Source organism: Phenylobacterium sp., assembly GCF_041919955.1.
Classification (GTDB): Bacteria; Pseudomonadota; Alphaproteobacteria; order Caulobacterales; family Caulobacteraceae; genus Phenylobacterium.
In genome coordinates this window covers 152,299-167,133 of record NZ_JAYRSU010000004.1, presented here as the reverse complement: position 1 = coordinate 167,133, position 14,835 = coordinate 152,299, and the positions used below count along the sequence as shown (strand labels likewise).

At 68.1% G+C, this 14,835-nt stretch carries 17 protein-coding genes; 12 read left to right on the top strand and 5 right to left on the bottom strand.

Annotation, left to right across the window (positions count from 1 at the left end):
- Window positions 1-7: 7 nt before the first annotated feature.
- Window positions 8-1,351 (bottom strand): S8 family serine peptidase, encoded by a 1,344-nt coding sequence (locus ACE3T2_RS05575; RefSeq protein WP_374655548.1) that lies wholly within the window; start codon window positions 1,349-1,351, stop codon window positions 8-10.
- 80 nt (window positions 1,352-1,431) lie between these two features.
- On the opposite strand from ACE3T2_RS05575, the gene ACE3T2_RS05570 reads away from it, so the two are divergent.
- Complete coding sequence (locus tag ACE3T2_RS05570) at window positions 1,432-1,926, top strand: sigma-70 family RNA polymerase sigma factor (protein ID WP_374655546.1); 495 nt, start codon at window positions 1,432-1,434, stop codon at window positions 1,924-1,926.
- The gene (locus ACE3T2_RS05565; RefSeq protein ID WP_374655544.1) at window positions 1,923-2,624 is read left to right on the top strand and encodes an anti-sigma factor; all 702 of its coding nucleotides are present in this window, start codon (window positions 1,923-1,925) and stop codon (window positions 2,622-2,624) included. Before ACE3T2_RS05570 ends, ACE3T2_RS05565 begins: the two co-directional genes overlap by 4 nt.
- A 223-nt stretch (window positions 2,625-2,847) precedes the next feature.
- Here the strand turns inward: ACE3T2_RS05565 and ACE3T2_RS05560 are convergent, their stop codons facing one another.
- Window positions 2,848-4,623, bottom strand: a complete 1,776-nt coding sequence (locus ACE3T2_RS05560) for a patatin-like phospholipase family protein (protein WP_374655662.1) — start codon at window positions 4,621-4,623, stop codon at window positions 2,848-2,850.
- A gap of 133 nt (window positions 4,624-4,756) precedes the next feature.
- Between ACE3T2_RS05560 and ACE3T2_RS05555 the strand changes: the two genes are divergently transcribed.
- Both ACE3T2_RS05555 and ACE3T2_RS05550 read left to right on the top strand, forming a co-directional pair.
- The gene (locus tag ACE3T2_RS05555; RefSeq protein ID WP_374655542.1) at window positions 4,757-5,593 is read left to right on the top strand and encodes an enoyl-CoA hydratase-related protein; all 837 of its coding nucleotides are present in this window, start codon (window positions 4,757-4,759) and stop codon (window positions 5,591-5,593) included.
- Between the two features lie 8 nt (window positions 5,594-5,601).
- Window positions 5,602-6,003, top strand: coding sequence for a DUF1489 family protein (locus ACE3T2_RS05550; protein ID WP_374655540.1), 402 nt, complete (start codon window positions 5,602-5,604; stop codon window positions 6,001-6,003).
- A gap of 3 nt (window positions 6,004-6,006) precedes the next feature.
- Here ACE3T2_RS05550 and panC read toward each other — a convergent pair whose 3' ends face one another.
- Window positions 6,007-6,861 (bottom strand): pantoate--beta-alanine ligase, encoded by an 855-nt coding sequence (panC, locus tag ACE3T2_RS05545; protein ID WP_374655538.1) that lies wholly within the window; start codon window positions 6,859-6,861, stop codon window positions 6,007-6,009.
- A gap of 171 nt (window positions 6,862-7,032) precedes the next feature.
- Here panC and ACE3T2_RS05540 point away from each other — a divergent pair, with 171 nt between their 5' ends.
- Both ACE3T2_RS05540 and ACE3T2_RS05535 read left to right on the top strand, forming a co-directional pair.
- Window positions 7,033-7,857 (top strand): division plane positioning ATPase MipZ, encoded by an 825-nt coding sequence (locus ACE3T2_RS05540; RefSeq protein WP_374655660.1) that lies wholly within the window; start codon window positions 7,033-7,035, stop codon window positions 7,855-7,857.
- 12 nt (window positions 7,858-7,869) lie between these two features.
- Window positions 7,870-8,280 carry a J domain-containing protein gene (locus ACE3T2_RS05535; protein ID WP_374655536.1) on the top strand — a complete coding sequence of 137 codons (411 nt, stop codon included), beginning with the start codon at window positions 7,870-7,872 and terminating at the stop codon, window positions 8,278-8,280.
- A gap of 3 nt (window positions 8,281-8,283) precedes the next feature.
- Here ACE3T2_RS05535 and ACE3T2_RS05530 read toward each other — a convergent pair whose 3' ends face one another.
- Complete coding sequence (locus ACE3T2_RS05530) at window positions 8,284-9,576, bottom strand: D-alanyl-D-alanine carboxypeptidase (protein WP_374655534.1); 1,293 nt, start codon at window positions 9,574-9,576, stop codon at window positions 8,284-8,286.
- A 317-nt stretch (window positions 9,577-9,893) separates the two neighbouring features.
- Here ACE3T2_RS05530 and ACE3T2_RS05525 point away from each other — a divergent pair, with 317 nt between their 5' ends.
- The 4 genes from ACE3T2_RS05525 (at window position 9,894) to ACE3T2_RS05510 (ending at window position 12,806) form a co-directional block, all read left to right on the top strand.
- A complete protein-coding gene (locus ACE3T2_RS05525) occupies window positions 9,894-10,328 on the top strand; it encodes a phasin family protein (RefSeq protein WP_374655532.1) in 435 nt (144 codons plus the stop codon).
- 111 nt (window positions 10,329-10,439) lie between these two features.
- A complete protein-coding gene (locus ACE3T2_RS05520) occupies window positions 10,440-10,901 on the top strand; it encodes a RidA family protein (protein WP_374655530.1) in 462 nt (153 codons plus the stop codon).
- Window position 10,902: 1 nt separating this feature from the next.
- On the top strand, window positions 10,903-11,649 hold the full coding sequence (locus tag ACE3T2_RS05515; protein ID WP_374655528.1) for a glycerophosphodiester phosphodiesterase: 747 nt from the start codon (window positions 10,903-10,905) through the stop codon (window positions 11,647-11,649).
- Complete coding sequence (locus ACE3T2_RS05510) at window positions 11,646-12,806, top strand: GNAT family N-acetyltransferase (RefSeq protein WP_374655526.1); 1,161 nt, start codon at window positions 11,646-11,648, stop codon at window positions 12,804-12,806. Before ACE3T2_RS05515 ends, ACE3T2_RS05510 begins: the two co-directional genes overlap by 4 nt.
- A 5-nt stretch (window positions 12,807-12,811) precedes the next feature.
- Here ACE3T2_RS05510 and ACE3T2_RS05505 read toward each other — a convergent pair whose 3' ends face one another.
- Window positions 12,812-13,375, bottom strand: a complete 564-nt coding sequence (locus tag ACE3T2_RS05505) for a DUF4287 domain-containing protein (protein WP_374655524.1) — start codon at window positions 13,373-13,375, stop codon at window positions 12,812-12,814.
- A gap of 57 nt (window positions 13,376-13,432) precedes the next feature.
- Here ACE3T2_RS05505 and ACE3T2_RS05500 point away from each other — a divergent pair, with 57 nt between their 5' ends.
- Both ACE3T2_RS05500 and ACE3T2_RS05495 read left to right on the top strand, forming a co-directional pair.
- A complete protein-coding gene (locus ACE3T2_RS05500; protein ID WP_374655522.1) occupies window positions 13,433-13,870 on the top strand; it encodes an HIT family protein in 438 nt (145 codons plus the stop codon).
- Window positions 13,867-14,772: a phytanoyl-CoA dioxygenase family protein gene (locus tag ACE3T2_RS05495; RefSeq protein ID WP_374655520.1), complete on the top strand. Its 906-nt coding sequence runs from the start codon at window positions 13,867-13,869 to the stop codon at window positions 14,770-14,772. Before ACE3T2_RS05500 ends, ACE3T2_RS05495 begins: the two co-directional genes overlap by 4 nt.
- The last annotated feature ends 63 nt before the right edge of the window (window positions 14,773-14,835 follow it).

Genomic DNA, 14,835 nt, shown 5'->3' with positions numbered 1-14,835 from the left:
CTTTTTCTCAAGGTTGAGTCAGCATGCCTTTAGCGGCCACCTCAGCGGGCCGAACGACCATCGAGAATCCGACCAGGCCCTTGCCGTACAGCCGGTCCGGTCCCTTGGGGCCGAGATCTTCGGCAGCCTGCGCCAGGCGCGCCGTCGCCCGTGCGGCGGCGGCCGGGTCGGGACTCGGCAGATCGCGAGCCAGGGCTCCCGCGACGATGGGCGCGGCGAAGGACGTGCCTCGCACCCCGACGAATCCGCCGCCTGTCGCCGGCGCGGCCATGTCGGCGCCGGGCGCGGCGAAGTCGATCCGTGGAGGCCGGCCCGCCTCGGGCAGCAGCCGGCGGCGGCCATCGACTGCGGTCACGGCGATCACGCCGGGATAGGCGGCTGGAAACAGCGGCCGGGCCGCCGGTCCATCATTGCCTACCGCCGCGACGATCAGGTGCCCGCGGCCGACCAGAGCGTGGACAGCCGCTTCCAGCGCTAGGTTCGGGGGACCTACCAGGCTGACATTGACGACGCCGACGCGCGCCTTGGCCATCCATCCCAGCGCCTGGGCGATGGCCGCGGCCGATCCGCCGGCCGGGGTCGCGCCATAGACGTCGGCTACATAAAGGTCGGCGCCGGGCGCCGCGCCCCTGAACCGGTCCTGTTGGCCGGCCAGCAGAGCTGCCACGGCCAGGCCGTGCGCGCGCGGCTTGACTCCGCCGGGTGCAAAGCCGCGCTGCTCGATCCGAACCGACCTGAGAGCGGGATGGCGCGGGTCGACTCCGCCGTCGATCAGGCCGACCCGCACGCCGCCGGCCGCACGTGCGGCCGGAGGTTCGGAAGAGGGCCCACCCGCCTCCAGATAGAGGTGGTTGAAGTCGTAGCGGCCTTGCGGATCGAGCTCGCTCGCGCGGCGCACCGCCGCGCGAGCCGAGAGCCCGGCGGGCGGCCGCAGCACGATCAGCCCAATGTCCAGGCCGTCCAGTCCAGGGCGATCCTCGATCGCGAAGCCCGCCGCCTGCAGTTTCGCGAGGGCGTCCGCGGACGGCGCGAGCGCAAGAACCTGGCCACGGACGACCGGCGCCCCATGATCGTCCGCCTCGACGATACGCGAATGATCACGCAGCAGGGCCTCTATCCGCAAATTGCGCGCCCGCTGCAGCGTGCGACCCGCCAGCTCTTCAGCGCGTCCCGTCAGAGCGCGAGTGTCGGGCAGGTCGGTCCGGCTCAGGTTGGGCAGGTCTACTGAGGGAAGAGGAAGCCCACTGCGCGGCAGGATCTGCCCCACCGCCGGCGTGGTCGTCGCGAGGACGACGGCCGCCGCCAGATGCGCCCAACGGCGTCGGTACTTTCGTTGCAGAGGCTTGGCCATGCTGGGGTCCGAAAAAATCGCCTATCTTTTGGATGAAACGCCCCCGAGCGGACGTTTCATCCTCAAGACAGAGGCGAGTCTTGAACGCATTCCGGCGCGAAATGGTCGAGCTGCTGCCCCGCTTGCGACGGTTCGCGCGGGTGCTGGCGCGCGAACCCGCCGATGCCGACGACCTGGTGCAGCTCACTGTCGAGCGGGCCTTGGCGCGATCGGCGCAGTGGGCGATCGGGACACGGCTCGACAGTTGGATGTTTCGGATCATGAAGAACGCCTGGATCGACGAAGTTCGCGCCCGCAAACGGCGTGACGTGGTCTTCGCGCCGGAAGAGGCCGGCGAGCGGGTCGGCGATGACGGCGCTGCGGTCGTGGAGCGCAGGCTGGAGGCGGCTGAGGTCGAGCGCGAACTCGCCCGCCTGCCGGAAGACCAGAGGCTGGCGGTGGCCTTGGTGCTGGTGGAGGGGCTCTCCTATCGCGAGGCGGCCGAGGTGCTTGAGATTCCAATGGGAACGCTGACCAGCCGGCTCGTACGGGGCCGCAACGCCGTCCTGATGCGGCTGGCGGAGGGGGCGGCATGATCGGCGAGGAGACGATACTGGCCTATATCGACGGCGAGCTCGGCCCAGCCGAAATGGCTGTTCTGGAGGCGGAAATCGCGCGGGATTCGGAGCTCGCCCGCCGCGTCGCGAGCCATCGCGCCTTGCGCGAGGCGGCAGCTGGCGCCTTCGCCGGGCTTCTGACCGAGCCGGTTCCGGACCGGCTGCTGGCGGCGGCGTTGGGTGAGCCTGAGGTGACGCGTCCTGATTTCGGCCGGACCCGACGCTTAGCGCTGCCGGCCTGGGTGGCGATGGCCGCGAGCCTCGTGGCGGGGGTGATGCTGGGGCAGGCCGTCTCGATGCTGAACCGCAGCCCGATTGGGAGCGGTGCTCAGGGTTTGGAGGCGCGGGGCGAGCTGGCCCGGGCCCTCGACCGCAACCTGGCCGCAGACGACGGGCCTGTGCGGATGGGCGTTACTTTCCGCGACGCCGGGCGGGCCTACTGCCGGACCTTCGTGATTCAGCGTGACGGTCTGGCGGGGGTGGCCTGCCGGGACGGCCAGCGATGGGCGGTGCGGATGGCCACCGAAGCCAGCCCAGGAGAGGGCGGCAGCTATCGCATGGCCGCATCGGCGATGCCGCCCGCGGTGCTGGCCTTGGTCGATGCGATGATGGTTGGCGAACCCCTGGACCGCGCGGGGGAGGAGGCGGCGAGGGCCGCCGGCTGGAAGGAGAGGTGAAAGACAAAGGGCCGGTCCCCTTGCGGGAACCGGCCCTTCCATTGTCGGACCGCAGAGCGGCCCGCAACGCGGTGTCGCTTACTCGGAGACCTCGTAAGCGGCGACCCGGGTCGCGGCTTCCACTCTCGGATGAGGACAATGAGACACTGGGTCACCTCCTTTCAGCTGTTGAACAGGAATTTCAATATGGGGGAGGTTTGCGGCCCTCGCAATCACCTGTCGCTCACGAACCGCTGAGCGGGCCCGAAGCGTCCTCGTGACGGCTGGGCCTGCGGCGCAGTTCGGTGACCGGGCGCTCCAGCCGGTCCAGGGCTTCGATGGTCGCGCGATAGCCGGCCTCAACCGCCGGGTCGTAAGCGGACCAGTCACGGATTTCGACGCCGGTCAGGTCCGGGGTCACCAGCACGTCGGTCGCCTCGCGCGCCGCGGCCAGGTCGCGGCCGGTCGACACGGTGGCCGCGCGCATCAGCAGCGAAACGATCGGGGGGCCTTTTCGCCACTGGCCTGATCGGATCCACCGCCAGACAGATTCCGGTCGCGCGACGTCGTCGGCGGTGATCGACCGACCGCGGCTGACATCGATCCCGACGATCGGGCCTGGCTGGGCGCTGCGCATCAGGTCGGCGGGGAAGTTCTTCATCACCGCCCCGTCGACCAGGACGTTGTTGTCGTCCGTCGTCGCTGGCGGCAGGACGCCGGGTAGGGAGATCGTCGCGCGCAGCGCGTCGCGCAGCCGCCCGCTGCGGTGAAGCTGATAGGTCCCCGTGGTGAGGTTCGACGAGACGCAGAAGAATGGCAGCCAGAGGTCGGCGATCTGGACGTCGTCGAAATGCTTGGCCAGCCGCTCGCGCACCTTGTCGCCTCTGGTCATGGCCAGTAGCGGCAGAGCGATATCGTCGAGCGGACTGGTGGCGACAAAGGCGTCGCGGATGCGTTCGTCCAGTTCGCCGCCCTGCCAACCCATGGCGACGCCCGCCCCGATGATCGCGCCCATGGAGACGCCGCCGATGAAGTCGATCGGCACGCCGCGCTCGCGAAGGGCGCGGATTGCGCCAACGTGGGCGTAGGCCCGCGCGCCGCCGCCCGACAGCACCAGGCCCACCGATTGGCCGGTGAGCAGCCGGGCCATGCGCCGCAGGTCGTCGGCGTGGTCGCGCCGCAGATGGAACAGGCGGGCGGGCGAAAGGGCGTCGACCCAGGCCTGCGAGCCCCGCGGAGCCTTGCGGCTGCGGGGCTGCACCAGGATCAGGTCCGCCAGGCCCTGCGCCTGCAGCGGTTCGTTGTGCGGCAGCCCTTCGGGCGGGGGCGGCGCGTCCCCCCGCGCGACCCGGAACAATCGGTCGACCTGCCGGCCGACCACGGTCTTCCAGCCGATGTCCTCGGCCTCGGCGACATAGAGAACGAAGTCATAGTCGCGCTCGACCTCCGAGAACCACTCGGTCGGCGCGTGCTGGGCCTCGGCGCCGACCACCGTGACCGAATAGCCGAGCTTTCCGACCTCGCGGGCGACCTTGTCGATTAGCGGGCGGATCGCCGCGGCGTGCGCGGTGGAGACGAAGCCGAACACCGAGGGCGTGCCGACCGAGGCCTTGGTCGCCGCCTGACGGCTGCGCAGGATCATCAGCCGCGCCAGTTCGGTCATGACGTGCGCGTCGGCCTCGCAGGCCTCGAAGAACGCCTCGCGGGGCAGGGCGAAGATTTCGGAATCGCGCAGGGCGATCACCGTGCCGCTGTGCGGCGCGCCCGCGATCAGGGACATCTCGCCCGCCGGCTCGCCCGGTCGGATCACGCCCAGAAACTGAAGCTCGCCCGTCTCTTCCTTGCGGAAGGCGCCCAGCCGACCGGCGCGGACGAAATAAAGATGGTCGGCGGGCTCGCCGGCCTGGAACAGGGTCGATCCGCCGGGCAGGGAAAACCAAGTCGCATCGCCCTGGCCTCGCTCCTCGTAGAAGAGGCGGGCCAGCGCCGATTCGGTTGGAATGTCGGGCAAGCTGACCAAGAGCACGCGTTCCGAAAGGGAGGAGTCGGTTTTGGCTTGGGCAGCCTAGCTTGGACGCGTCGGCGGGGCTATGGCTTGGCCGATCCTTCGCCAGGGTTCGGCGTTCATGTGACGTGTGCAGGAGTCGACAGAGATGACCAATCCCATCGCCGATCCGCTGGTCGAGGTGCCCGACACCGACGCGGCCTCTAGGCTCGTCCACCTGGAAGCGACGCCGGAAGGCGTGGCGACCGTCACCCTGAACCGGGCGCTGCGACGCAACGCCTTCAACGCCGAGCTGATCGCTGCTCTGCACGAGGCTTTCGAGACCCTGCAGGGCGCCGAGGGCGTGCGCATCGTTTTCCTGCGCGGGGCGGGGGGGACCTTCAGCGCCGGCGCCGACCTCGACTGGATGCGCGAGGCGATCGATCGCACAGAGGCGGACAATCGCGACGACGCCATGCTGCTGGCTAAGATGCTCAAGAGCCTATGGGACATCCCGGCCCTGACCGTCGCCCTGGTCGAGGGCGGCGCCTTTGGCGGCGGGGCAGGGCTGGCGGCGGCCTGCGACCTGGCGGTTGCCACGGCCGACGCCAAGTTCAGCTTCTCCGAGGTGCGGCTCGGCCTCATCGCGGCGACCATCAGTCCCTACGTCGTCGCGGCCGTCGGCCCGCGCCAGGCTCGGGGGCTGTTCGCCACCGGCAAGGTGTTCGACGCGGCCGAGGCCGAGAAGGTCGGTCTGGTCACCGAAGTGGTCGCCGATGCGGCGGCTCTGAACGCCGCGCGCGACCGGTTGGCGGCCGCGATCATGGCCTGCGGACCCGAGGCCGTGGCTGATTCCAAGACCCTGGTCGACGACGTCGCCTATCGGCCTATCGAAGAGGTGATGGAGGAGACCGCTCGGCGCATCGCCCGCGCACGCGTCAGCCCCGAGGGCCAGGAGGGCGTTCGCGCCTTCCTCGAAAAGCGCAAGCCGAACTGGTCGCTCTGAGCCGCGTCATGCCGCTGCACATGGTCAAGCTGGTCGTCGGCTGCGACACGATCGAGGATCTGGTGGCCTGGCATGCAGGGCGAGACGTCCCGTGGGTCATGCATACGCGCCAGACGCCGAAGCGGGCCGCCGAGTTGCTGGACGGCGGCTCGCTGTATCGCGTCTTCAAGGGAATGATCCTCTGCCGCCAGAAGATACTGGCGGTCGACACGGTCGGCGACGGCGTCACGGCCCGCTGCGAGGTTACGGTCGATCCGCAGATCGTGCGCGTCGCCCCGACCCCGCGCCGAGCGTTCCAGGGGTGGCGCTATCTGGACGGCAAGGACGTCCCGCCCGACCTCGAAGGCGGGGAGGACGGCGGGATCCCCCCCGAACTGGCGCGCCAACTGCGCGAAGCCGGCGCCTGGTGACGCCTAGTCCACCGCCATGTTGTCGATCAGCCGCGTCTTGCCGATGACGGCGGCGGCCAGCACCCGGCCCGGAACATTCAGCCGGCCGGGACCGGGGTGGGAGAGGTCGTCGGCGTTGCGGACCTCGAAATAGTCGATGCGATGGAAGCCCGCCCGCTCCAGGGCCGCCAGGCCGGTGGCCTCGACACGCTCTACGCTTTCGCCGGCCTTCAGGCGGCGAACGGCGTCGGACAGCGCCAGGTTCATGCGCCCGGCGACCTCGCGTTCGGCCTCGCTGAGATAGGCGTTACGCGAGGAGCGGGCCAGGCCGTCTTCCAGCCGCGAAGTCGGCGCGCCGACGATCTCGACCGGGATGTCCAGGTCGCGCACCAGGCGCTTTATGACCTGGAGCTGCTGGTAGTCCTTCTCGCCGAACACCGCGACGTCCGGCCCGCATTGCAGCAGCAGCTTGGCGACCACCGTGGCGACCCCGCCGAAGTGGCCGGGCCGGGCCGCGCCGTCCAGCGGCTCTGAAACCCCGGTGACCGAGATGCTTGTGGAAAAGCCCTGTGGATACATTTCGGCGACCGTGGGCGCGAACAGCAGGTCGCATCCCGCGCCGGCCAGCAGTTCGGCGTCGCGGGCCTCGCCGCGGGGATAGGCGTCGAAATCCTCGTTCGGGCCGAACTGGGTCGGGTTGACGAAGACGCTGGCCACCACGCGCTCAGCTTTGGTCTTGGCGAGCGCGATCAACGACAAATGTCCTTCATGCAGCGCGCCCATGGTCGGAACCAGCGCCACCCTCTGACCGCTCTTCTTCCAGGCCGCGACCTGGGCGCGGAGGTCGGCGACGGTACGGACGATGGCGAACTGGGACATGGCAGGCTCTTGATGGCGGAGTGTGGGGCTTATGGCGCGGTGCAGGCCGCGCGTCCATTCCATCCACAGGGCTCATGGCGACCCGCGTTGACGCAGCGTCGCTGTAGAGGTTCCTGTTAACGAATTAGAATCGGCCGCGTGAGCGCCGAATCGGTGGTGGAGTTGAGATCGATGTCACAGGCCAAGGTGATCGTCGTCGGAAATGAAAAGGGCGGGGCGGGGAAGTCCACCATCGCCATCCATATCGCGACGGCCCTGCTGCACAGCGGGGCGAAGGTCGCGACCCTGGACCTAGACGTGCGCCAGCAGTCGATGGCTCACTTCTTCGCCCATCGCCGGGCATGGCTGGACGCCAACGGCGCGGTCGCGCCCATGCCGCTCGAGTTCCTGCTGGGCCCCGAGCTCGCCAAGGCGCCCGACGAAGAGGCCTTGGCCCATTTCGACGACGCCTTCGCCAAGGCGAGTGATCAGGCCGATTTCGTCCTGGTCGACACTCCCGGCAGTGACACCGCCATCGGTCGAGCCGCGCACGGCCGCGCCGACCTGATCGTCACCCCTATGAACGACAGCTTCGTCGACTTCGACATGCTGGGCGTGGTGGACCCGGTCAGCCTGGAGCTGAAGCGTCCCAGCCTCTATTCGGAGACGGTCTGGAACAGCCGCAAGGTCCGCGCGGTAGAAACTGGCAAGTCGATCGACTGGGTCGTGCTGCGCAACCGTCTGGCTCCGACCGAGGCGCGGAACCGCAAGCGCCTCGACGAGCGGGTGCAGGCGCTATCGCGCCGCGTGGGGTTCCGGGTCGGCCCGGGCCTGCGCGACCGGGTGATCTATCGCGAGCTCTTCCCCTTCGGCCTGACCATCGCCGACCTCTCGCCGACCATCCGGCCGGTGGCCATGTCGCTTCAGCACGTCGCCGCGCGCCAGGAACTGCGGGCGCTGATGGGGGCGCTGGGGCTGTCGGGCCTGGACGGGGCGGAATTGCTGGCGGCGCAATAGCGCGCTGACCCTATGCTTTATCTCGCCATCGGCTGCGCCGTCCTGGCGCTGCTCGTCTGGCTCGGACGCGGCAAGCCGATCCTGAAACGACGTGAATGGCGCTTCCTGGCTGGAGCCTTTGCAGTCGCCTGCTTCGCCGCGGCCGCTTATGTCGGCATGCGCGGCGGCTGGGGAAAAGCGATCGTTCTGGTGGTCGTCGGCCTGTGGCTGGTCCTCTCCACCCGACAGATCGGCGGGGCGCCGTCGGCGAAGATCGGCGATGCGGAAGCGCGCTCCATCCTGGGCGTCGGGCCGCAAGCCAGCGAGGCGGAGATCAAGGAAGCTTATGCGCGCCTGATGCGCATGGCCCACCCCGACAAAGGGGGGACCAGCGGCCTGGCCGCGCAGCTCAACGCCGCCAGAGACCGCCTCCTGAGAAAGTAGCCGTCAGGTCGGTTTGACGACCATGCAGGCCATGCGCTTGGCCTTCAGGGCCTGGCACGCATCGCGGGCCGATGCCTCGGTATAGCCGGAGAAGCGCGCCCGATAGGATCCTGCGACCTTGCCGCCGATCTCGCCGTCACGGGCGTCGAAGTGCTTGCCGAAGCGCTTGGTCACCAGGGTGATCTGCTCCTTGGCGTCGGACTTCGACTTGAAGGCGCCGACCTGGACGACCCATCTGCCGCCCTTCTTGCCGCGGAGGGCGGTCTTACCGGGCTCGACGATCTTGGTGCGCGAGGCCGAGGCCGGCGGCGTGGCCGATGCGAGCACGATCTTCAGGCCATCCTGCTCGCCATCGCCCTGGGCGATCGACGGGCGGGTGATCGGGCCGGAGGGTTCGGGCTCGAACAGGTTCTGCGCGATGGTGATCTTCTCTCCGCGATCGCGGCGGGCCATCACGTCGAAGCCGGTCAGCATCAGGTCTTCGGCGTTTTCGTTGCGGACCGCCGTCGAAGGCGCCCCCAGCACGACGGTGATCAGGCGGCGGTTCTCGCGCACCGCCGAGACCGCAATGTTGAAGCCCGAAGCGTTGGTGTAGCCGGTCTTGATGCCGTCGACGCCCGGCATGGTGTTCAGCATGCCGTTATGGTTGCGCATCGAGACGCCGCGATAGGTGAAGTTCTTTGCGCCGAAGAAGCCATAGTACTGCGGGTAGTCGCGCATCACGGCCCGGGAGAGAATGGCGATGTCCCGCGCCGTGGAGATCTGGCGGCTGTCGGGCAGGCCCGAGGCGTTGACGAAGCGGGTGTTGCGCATGCCCAGCTCATGAGCGCGCAGAGTCATCATCGCAGCGAAACGCGCTTCGCTGCCGCCCAGCTTCTCAGCCATGGCCACGGCCATGTCGTTGGCCGACTTGGTGCACATGGCCAGGATCGCGTCCTGGACGCTGATGGTCTCGCCGGCGCGCAGGCCGAGCTTGGTCGGCGCCTGAGCGGCCGCGCGGGGCGACACGACGATCTGATCGTCGAGCCTGAGGCGGCCTGCAGCCAGCGCCTCGAACGCCAGGTAGAGCGTCATGACTTTTGTGATCGAGGCGGGATACCGCGGGCTGTCTGCGCGTTTGGCGTAAAGCACCTCGCCCGTCTTCGCGTCGACGACCACAGCGGCGTACTTCGGCTGAGTGGCGGGCAGGAGCTGGAGGTAGGGAACCTGGGCCTGGGCGGTCGAGGCGACCGGCGCGACAGCAGTCGCGGCGGCGATGACACATGACGCAATCAGGCGGCGGGCGCGCTCGAACATACGGTTCGTCCGTCGATACAAAGGGTTAAGCAACCGAACAAGGCTGCTTCGGGATGAATCCTAGCATGCCAGCCGTAGCCTTGCGCGATGGTAAACAGGACTTGAACGAGCCGATTTGTCGCGTTTCGCGTGATCAAAACTCGCGTGATCGCCCTCCATCGTCAAAAAAGCGCATTAGATGCGCGGCTATTGTGCGGTGCACAAAAAGCCCTTGACTGCTGCACTGCAACATGAGAGTTTCGGGGAGAGTTAAGGCAAGTTCCCCGTCCAGTTTGCGTTGCAGCACGTCGCGCCCAATCCGACCTTAGGAGCCCCCCATGGCCGCCGCCGAGACCGTTAAGAACACCGTCGAACAGTTCACCGCCGCCGGCAACGTCGCGTTCAAGGACGCGGTCGAAAAGTCGCTGGCTCAGCTCAACGAGCTGAACGCCCATTCGAAGAAGAACCTCGAAGCCGTCATCGCTTCGGTGACCGCTTCGACCAAGGGCGCTGAAGCCCTGGGCGCTCAAGCCATGGCCTACTCGAAGAAGGCCGTGGAAGATCACGTCGCCGCCGCCAAGTCGCTGTCGGGCGCCAAGTCGGTGCAGGAAGTGATCGAGCTGCAGACCACCTACGCCAAGTCGGCGCTCGACGCCTACATCGCGGAAGTCTCGAAGATGTCGGACATCGTTTCGACCTCGGTGAAGGACGCCGTGAAGCCGCTCAACGAGCGCGTCACCGCCGCCGTCGAGCGTCTGCAAGCGGCCCGCTAAGTCTCTCCAGTCGCCCGGCTTGTCGGGGCGACACCCCTGGAAGGGCCCGCGCCAGTCATGGCGCGGGCCTTTTCTCTTTGCGGCCTTCCGTCGCGGCGCTAGACCTTCGGCATGTCGCAAGTCGAAGACCGCCTCGCCAGCCTCGGCGTCACCCTGCCGCAACCGAACCCGCCGGTGGCCAACTATGTCCCGTTTGTGCGGAGCGGCGACCTCGTCCACATTTCCGGCCAGGTGTCGGTGGACGCTGGCGGCGGGGTCAAGGGAACGGTCGGCCAGGACGTCGATCTGGAGGCCGCCAAGGCCGCTGCGCGGCTATGCGGAATCAATCTCATTGCTCAGATGAAGGCCGCCTGCGACGGCGAGCTGTCGCGCGTCGTGCGCGTAGTGAAGCTTGGCGGCTTCGTGCAGGCCGGGCCGGACTTCTTCGACATTCCCCAGGTCGTGAACGGCGCTTCGGATCTGATGGTCGAGGCTTTCGGCGACGCCGGCAAGCACGCGCGCTCGGCGGTTGGCGTCTATCGGCTGCCGCTTAACTTCGCGGTCGAGGTCGACGCTGTCATTCAGGTGCGCTGACGTGAAGAACGGATTCGGCGAGGCCTGGGACTTCCTGTTCCACCCGCCGGTGGCGCACCGGGGGCTGTGGAAACGCGACGGCGCGCCCGAAAATTCGCTCGCCTCGTTCCAGTTGGCCTGCGAGGCGGGCTACGGCATCGAGCTCGACGTGCAGCTGACCTCGGATGGCGAGGCGATTGTCTTTCACGACGACGACCTGAAGCGCATGACCGGAGTCGAAGGCCGGGTGCGCGATCGCACCGCCGCGGATTTGGCCGAGCTGCGCCTGGCCGGCACGGACGAGCACATTCCGACGCTGCTGGAGACCCTTGCCCTGATTGGCCGACGCTCCATGGTGCACGTCGAGCTCAAGACGCCCTATGGAGAGGTCGGGCCGTTGGAGCAGCGGGTGCACGAGGTGCTGATCGACCATGCCGGGCCGACCTGCGTGATCGGCTTCAACCCCTATTCCCACGCTTGGTTCGCCGACCGGTTCCCGGGCGTCCTGCGCGGTCTCGACAGCTACGACTACAAGCGCGCGCCGCACATGAGCGAAGCCCAGCGCGCGTCGTTCGCCAAGCTTGAGCACGTCTCGATCGCACGGCCGCATTTCCTGGCGCTGCACGTAGACATGCTGCCTGATGAGCGGGCGACCAGGTTCCGCGACGAGGGCATGCCCATCGTCACCTGGACGATCCGCGACCCAGCCCAGTGGGACGCGGTGAAGGATCATTGCGACAACCTCATTTTCGAGGGTTTCACGGCGTGAGTCTCAAGGCGGCGGTGCAGATCAGCCGCCGAATCTCCGACATCGGCAGGGAAGGGTGGGAGGCCTGCGCGGCCAATCCCGACTATCGCGGCAACCCTTTCGTCGCCTTCGACTTCCTGGACATTGCAGAGGCGGCTGGCTGCGCGGTCGAGCGGGCGGGGTGGGGTCCCCAGCACCTTTCGGTGGAAGACGCCTCCGGGACCGTCGCCGCCGTCATGCCGCTCTACCTCAAGTCCCACAGCCAGGGCGAATACGTCTTCGACCACGCCTGGGCCGACGCCTATGAGCGGGCCGGCGGACGCTATTATCCGAAGCTGATCTCCGCCGCGCCGTTCACGCCCGTCACCGGGCCGCGGATGCTGGTGCGGCCGGACGTCGACCGGGAGGCGGCCTGGCGCATCCTGCTGGGCGGCGCGCTGGCGGTCTGCGAGCGTTACGACGCATCCTCGTTGCACGTGAACTTCCCGACCCATGACGAGTGGTCGTGGATAGGCGGGCAGGGAATCTCCCTTCGCCAGGGACAACAGTACCACTGGGTCAACGCCGGCTATTCCAGCTTCGAGGATTTCCTGGGCGCGCTGTCGTCGGGCCGGCGCAAGACCATCCGGCGCGAGCGCCGTGATGCGCAAGCCGAGGTCGAGATCCTCGCCCTGACCGGCGCTGAAATCACCGAGGACCATTGGGACGCCTTCTTCGCCTTCTACATGGACACCGGTTCGCGCAAGTGGGGGCGGCCCTATCTCAACCGCCTGTTCTTCTCGCTGCTGGGAGAGCGGATGGCCGACCGGGTCCTGCTGGTCATGGCGCGCCGCGACGGCCGCTGGATCGCTGGCGCCCTCAACCTGATCGGCGAAGACTGCCTTTACGGCCGCAACTGGGGCTGCGTGGAGGACGTGCCCTTTCTGCACTTCGAACTCTGCTACTACCAAGCCATCGAGTGGGCGATCGGCCGCGGACTGGCGCGGGTCGAGGCCGGCGCTCAGGGGCAGCACAAGATCGCCCGCGGCTATCTGCCGGCGCCGGTCTATTCGGCCCACTATATCGCCGACCCGCGCTTGCGCGCGCCGGTCGAGGACTTCCTCGAGCGTGAGCGGGCGGCGGTAAACGACGAGATGGAGTGGCTGGCCGACGAGTACTCACCCTTTCGCCAGGAGTGAGGCGGCTACGACCGCTCCCAAGCCTGGTGGAGCAGGGCGCTCACCTGTGCGTCGACATCGCCCGGCGCAGTCAGGGCGATGCGGCTTTTGAGCCGCTCTGACCAGGCCTCATTGCCAGCCGGCGACAACATCGGGGCGACGTCCGGTTCGACCGCCAGACCGAGGATCGCTCCGCCGTTCTTATGCGGCCGCACCGCTGCGAACTGCACCTTGCGGGAGAAGGCCGTGTAGACTTTGCGCTGGCCGGTGACGACCTCCGGCAGGGCGGAAACAGCCGCCTCCACGGCCGCCAGGATCTCGGCCCCCGCCCGATCGCTCCAGAGCCGTTCGCGCAAGGCCTGCGGCTCGTCCCAGCGCTCGTCCGAGGGGAACGCTTCGGACAGCACATAGCTCGCGCGGTTGATCCCCAGGCCATGCTGGGCCTTCAACCAGACCTGTCGGGCGCGCGGCCTGGTCTCAGGGCAAGTACGGGCGATCGCGACCCATTCTTCGATCGTCCTGCCGGTTTCACGCTCCAGGCCCGCTCGCACCGACGCGAACCACTTCTGCTGGCGTTCGGTCAGGGTCATGGTTTCGTCCTCGGTGAACCTGGGTTAGGACCTGGGGCGTACCTCAAGGAGTGCATGATGAGCCTGGACGGGACCTACGACGACGGCAACATCTTTGCGAAGATCCTGCGGGGCGAGGCGCCGGCCGCCAAGGTCTTCGAGGACGGCGAAATTCTCGCCTTCATGGACGTCTTCCCCCAGGCCAAGGGCCACACCCTGGTGATCCCCAAGCACTCGACCGCCCGCAATCTGCTGGAGGTCGAACCCCAGGTGCTCGCGCCGCTGATGTTGGGGGTGCAGCGCATCACCCGGGCCGTGCGCGCCGCGCTGAACCCGGACGGCATCGTCGTGACGCAGTTCAACGGCGCGCCTGCGGGCCAGACGATCTATCACCTGCATTTCCACATCATCCCGCGCTGGGAGGGGGTCGCCCTGGGCCGCCATGCCGATGGCTGCATGGCCGATCCGGCCGACCTGAAGGCGCTCGCCGAGCAGATCGCGGCGAAAATCGCGTGAGCCTGCCGCAGCGGCCCTGGTTCGAGACCGAGGACTACGAAACCTACATCGCCCGCTCGGGCTTCGACGACGCCACGGCGGACTTCATTCGCCACATGGCCGAGCACGGCTACGCGCTCGTCGACCTGGGGGATGAGGCGAGGGGGCTCTGCGACCGGGCCTCGGCCGACGCCGAGCGCTACTTCCAGCGCCACGGCGTGCACCGCGTCCAGGACGCCTGGTATCGCTCTCAGGCGATCCGCAAGCTGGCCGCCTGGCCGAAAGTGCGGGAACTGTTGCGCGCCGCCTATGGCCGAGACCCATTCCCCTTCCAGACGCTCAACTTCCTGGCTGGCAGCCAGCAGCCGCTGCACACCGATACGGTCCATTTCAGCAGCCTGCCCGAGCGCTTCATGTGCGGCGTCTGGATTGCGCTCGAGGACGTCCACGACGACGCAGGGCCGCTGATCTACCACCCCGGCTCGCACAAGTTGCCGATCATGACCATGCGCGACGCGGGCGTGAACCACGCGCCGCCGACGCCGGACGATTACGTCCAGTCATTCGTGCCGCGCTTCGCCGAGCGGATATCGGCGTCCGGCCTTCCGGAGCATCGCGCCCTGGTCAAGAAGGGCTGGGCCTTTGTGTGGGCGGCTAACCTCGCCCATGGCGGGGCGGCGATTGCGCGGCCTGGCGCGACGCGCAAGTCGCTGGTCGTGCACTGCTATTTCGAGGATTGCCTCTACTATACCCCGATGACCTCGGACGAGGCGAGCGGCCACTACGACCTCCGTGTTCCGGCCAACGCCCGCACCGGCGGTTGGACTTGGCCGCAGCGGGACGGCAAACGCGCGCGGGTTCGCATCAAGCGTGTGCTGGGCAAGCTGGTGCGGGACGTGCTTCGGGTTCCTTACGCCCACTAGAGCCGGCAAAGAATAGGCCCCGGAGCCTGGGCTTCGGGGCCAATCTCTGTCGGTCGTAAGCGC

Coding starts and splice junctions, on each gene's coding strand:
- panC (WP_374655538.1), bottom strand. CDS start 6,861: ATGTCCCAGTTCGCCATCGTCCGTACCGTCGCCGACCTCCGCGCCCAG.
- ACE3T2_RS05525 (WP_374655532.1), top strand. CDS start 9,894: ATGGCCGCCGCCGAGACCGTTAAGAACACCGTCGAACAGTTCACCGCC.
- ACE3T2_RS05575 (WP_374655548.1), bottom strand. CDS start 1,351: ATGGCCAAGCCTCTGCAACGAAAGTACCGACGCCGTTGGGCGCATCTG.
- ACE3T2_RS05550 (WP_374655540.1), top strand. CDS start 5,602: ATGCCGCTGCACATGGTCAAGCTGGTCGTCGGCTGCGACACGATCGAG.
- ACE3T2_RS05565 (WP_374655544.1), top strand. CDS start 1,923: ATGATCGGCGAGGAGACGATACTGGCCTATATCGACGGCGAGCTCGGC.
- ACE3T2_RS05520 (WP_374655530.1), top strand. CDS start 10,440: ATGTCGCAAGTCGAAGACCGCCTCGCCAGCCTCGGCGTCACCCTGCCG.
- ACE3T2_RS05555 (WP_374655542.1), top strand. CDS start 4,757: ATGACCAATCCCATCGCCGATCCGCTGGTCGAGGTGCCCGACACCGAC.
- ACE3T2_RS05500 (WP_374655522.1), top strand. CDS start 13,433: ATGAGCCTGGACGGGACCTACGACGACGGCAACATCTTTGCGAAGATC.
- ACE3T2_RS05530 (WP_374655534.1), bottom strand. CDS start 9,576: ATGTTCGAGCGCGCCCGCCGCCTGATTGCGTCATGTGTCATCGCCGCC.
- ACE3T2_RS05540 (WP_374655660.1), top strand. CDS start 7,033: ATGTCACAGGCCAAGGTGATCGTCGTCGGAAATGAAAAGGGCGGGGCG.
- ACE3T2_RS05535 (WP_374655536.1), top strand. CDS start 7,870: ATGCTTTATCTCGCCATCGGCTGCGCCGTCCTGGCGCTGCTCGTCTGG.
- ACE3T2_RS05505 (WP_374655524.1), bottom strand. CDS start 13,375: ATGACCCTGACCGAACGCCAGCAGAAGTGGTTCGCGTCGGTGCGAGCG.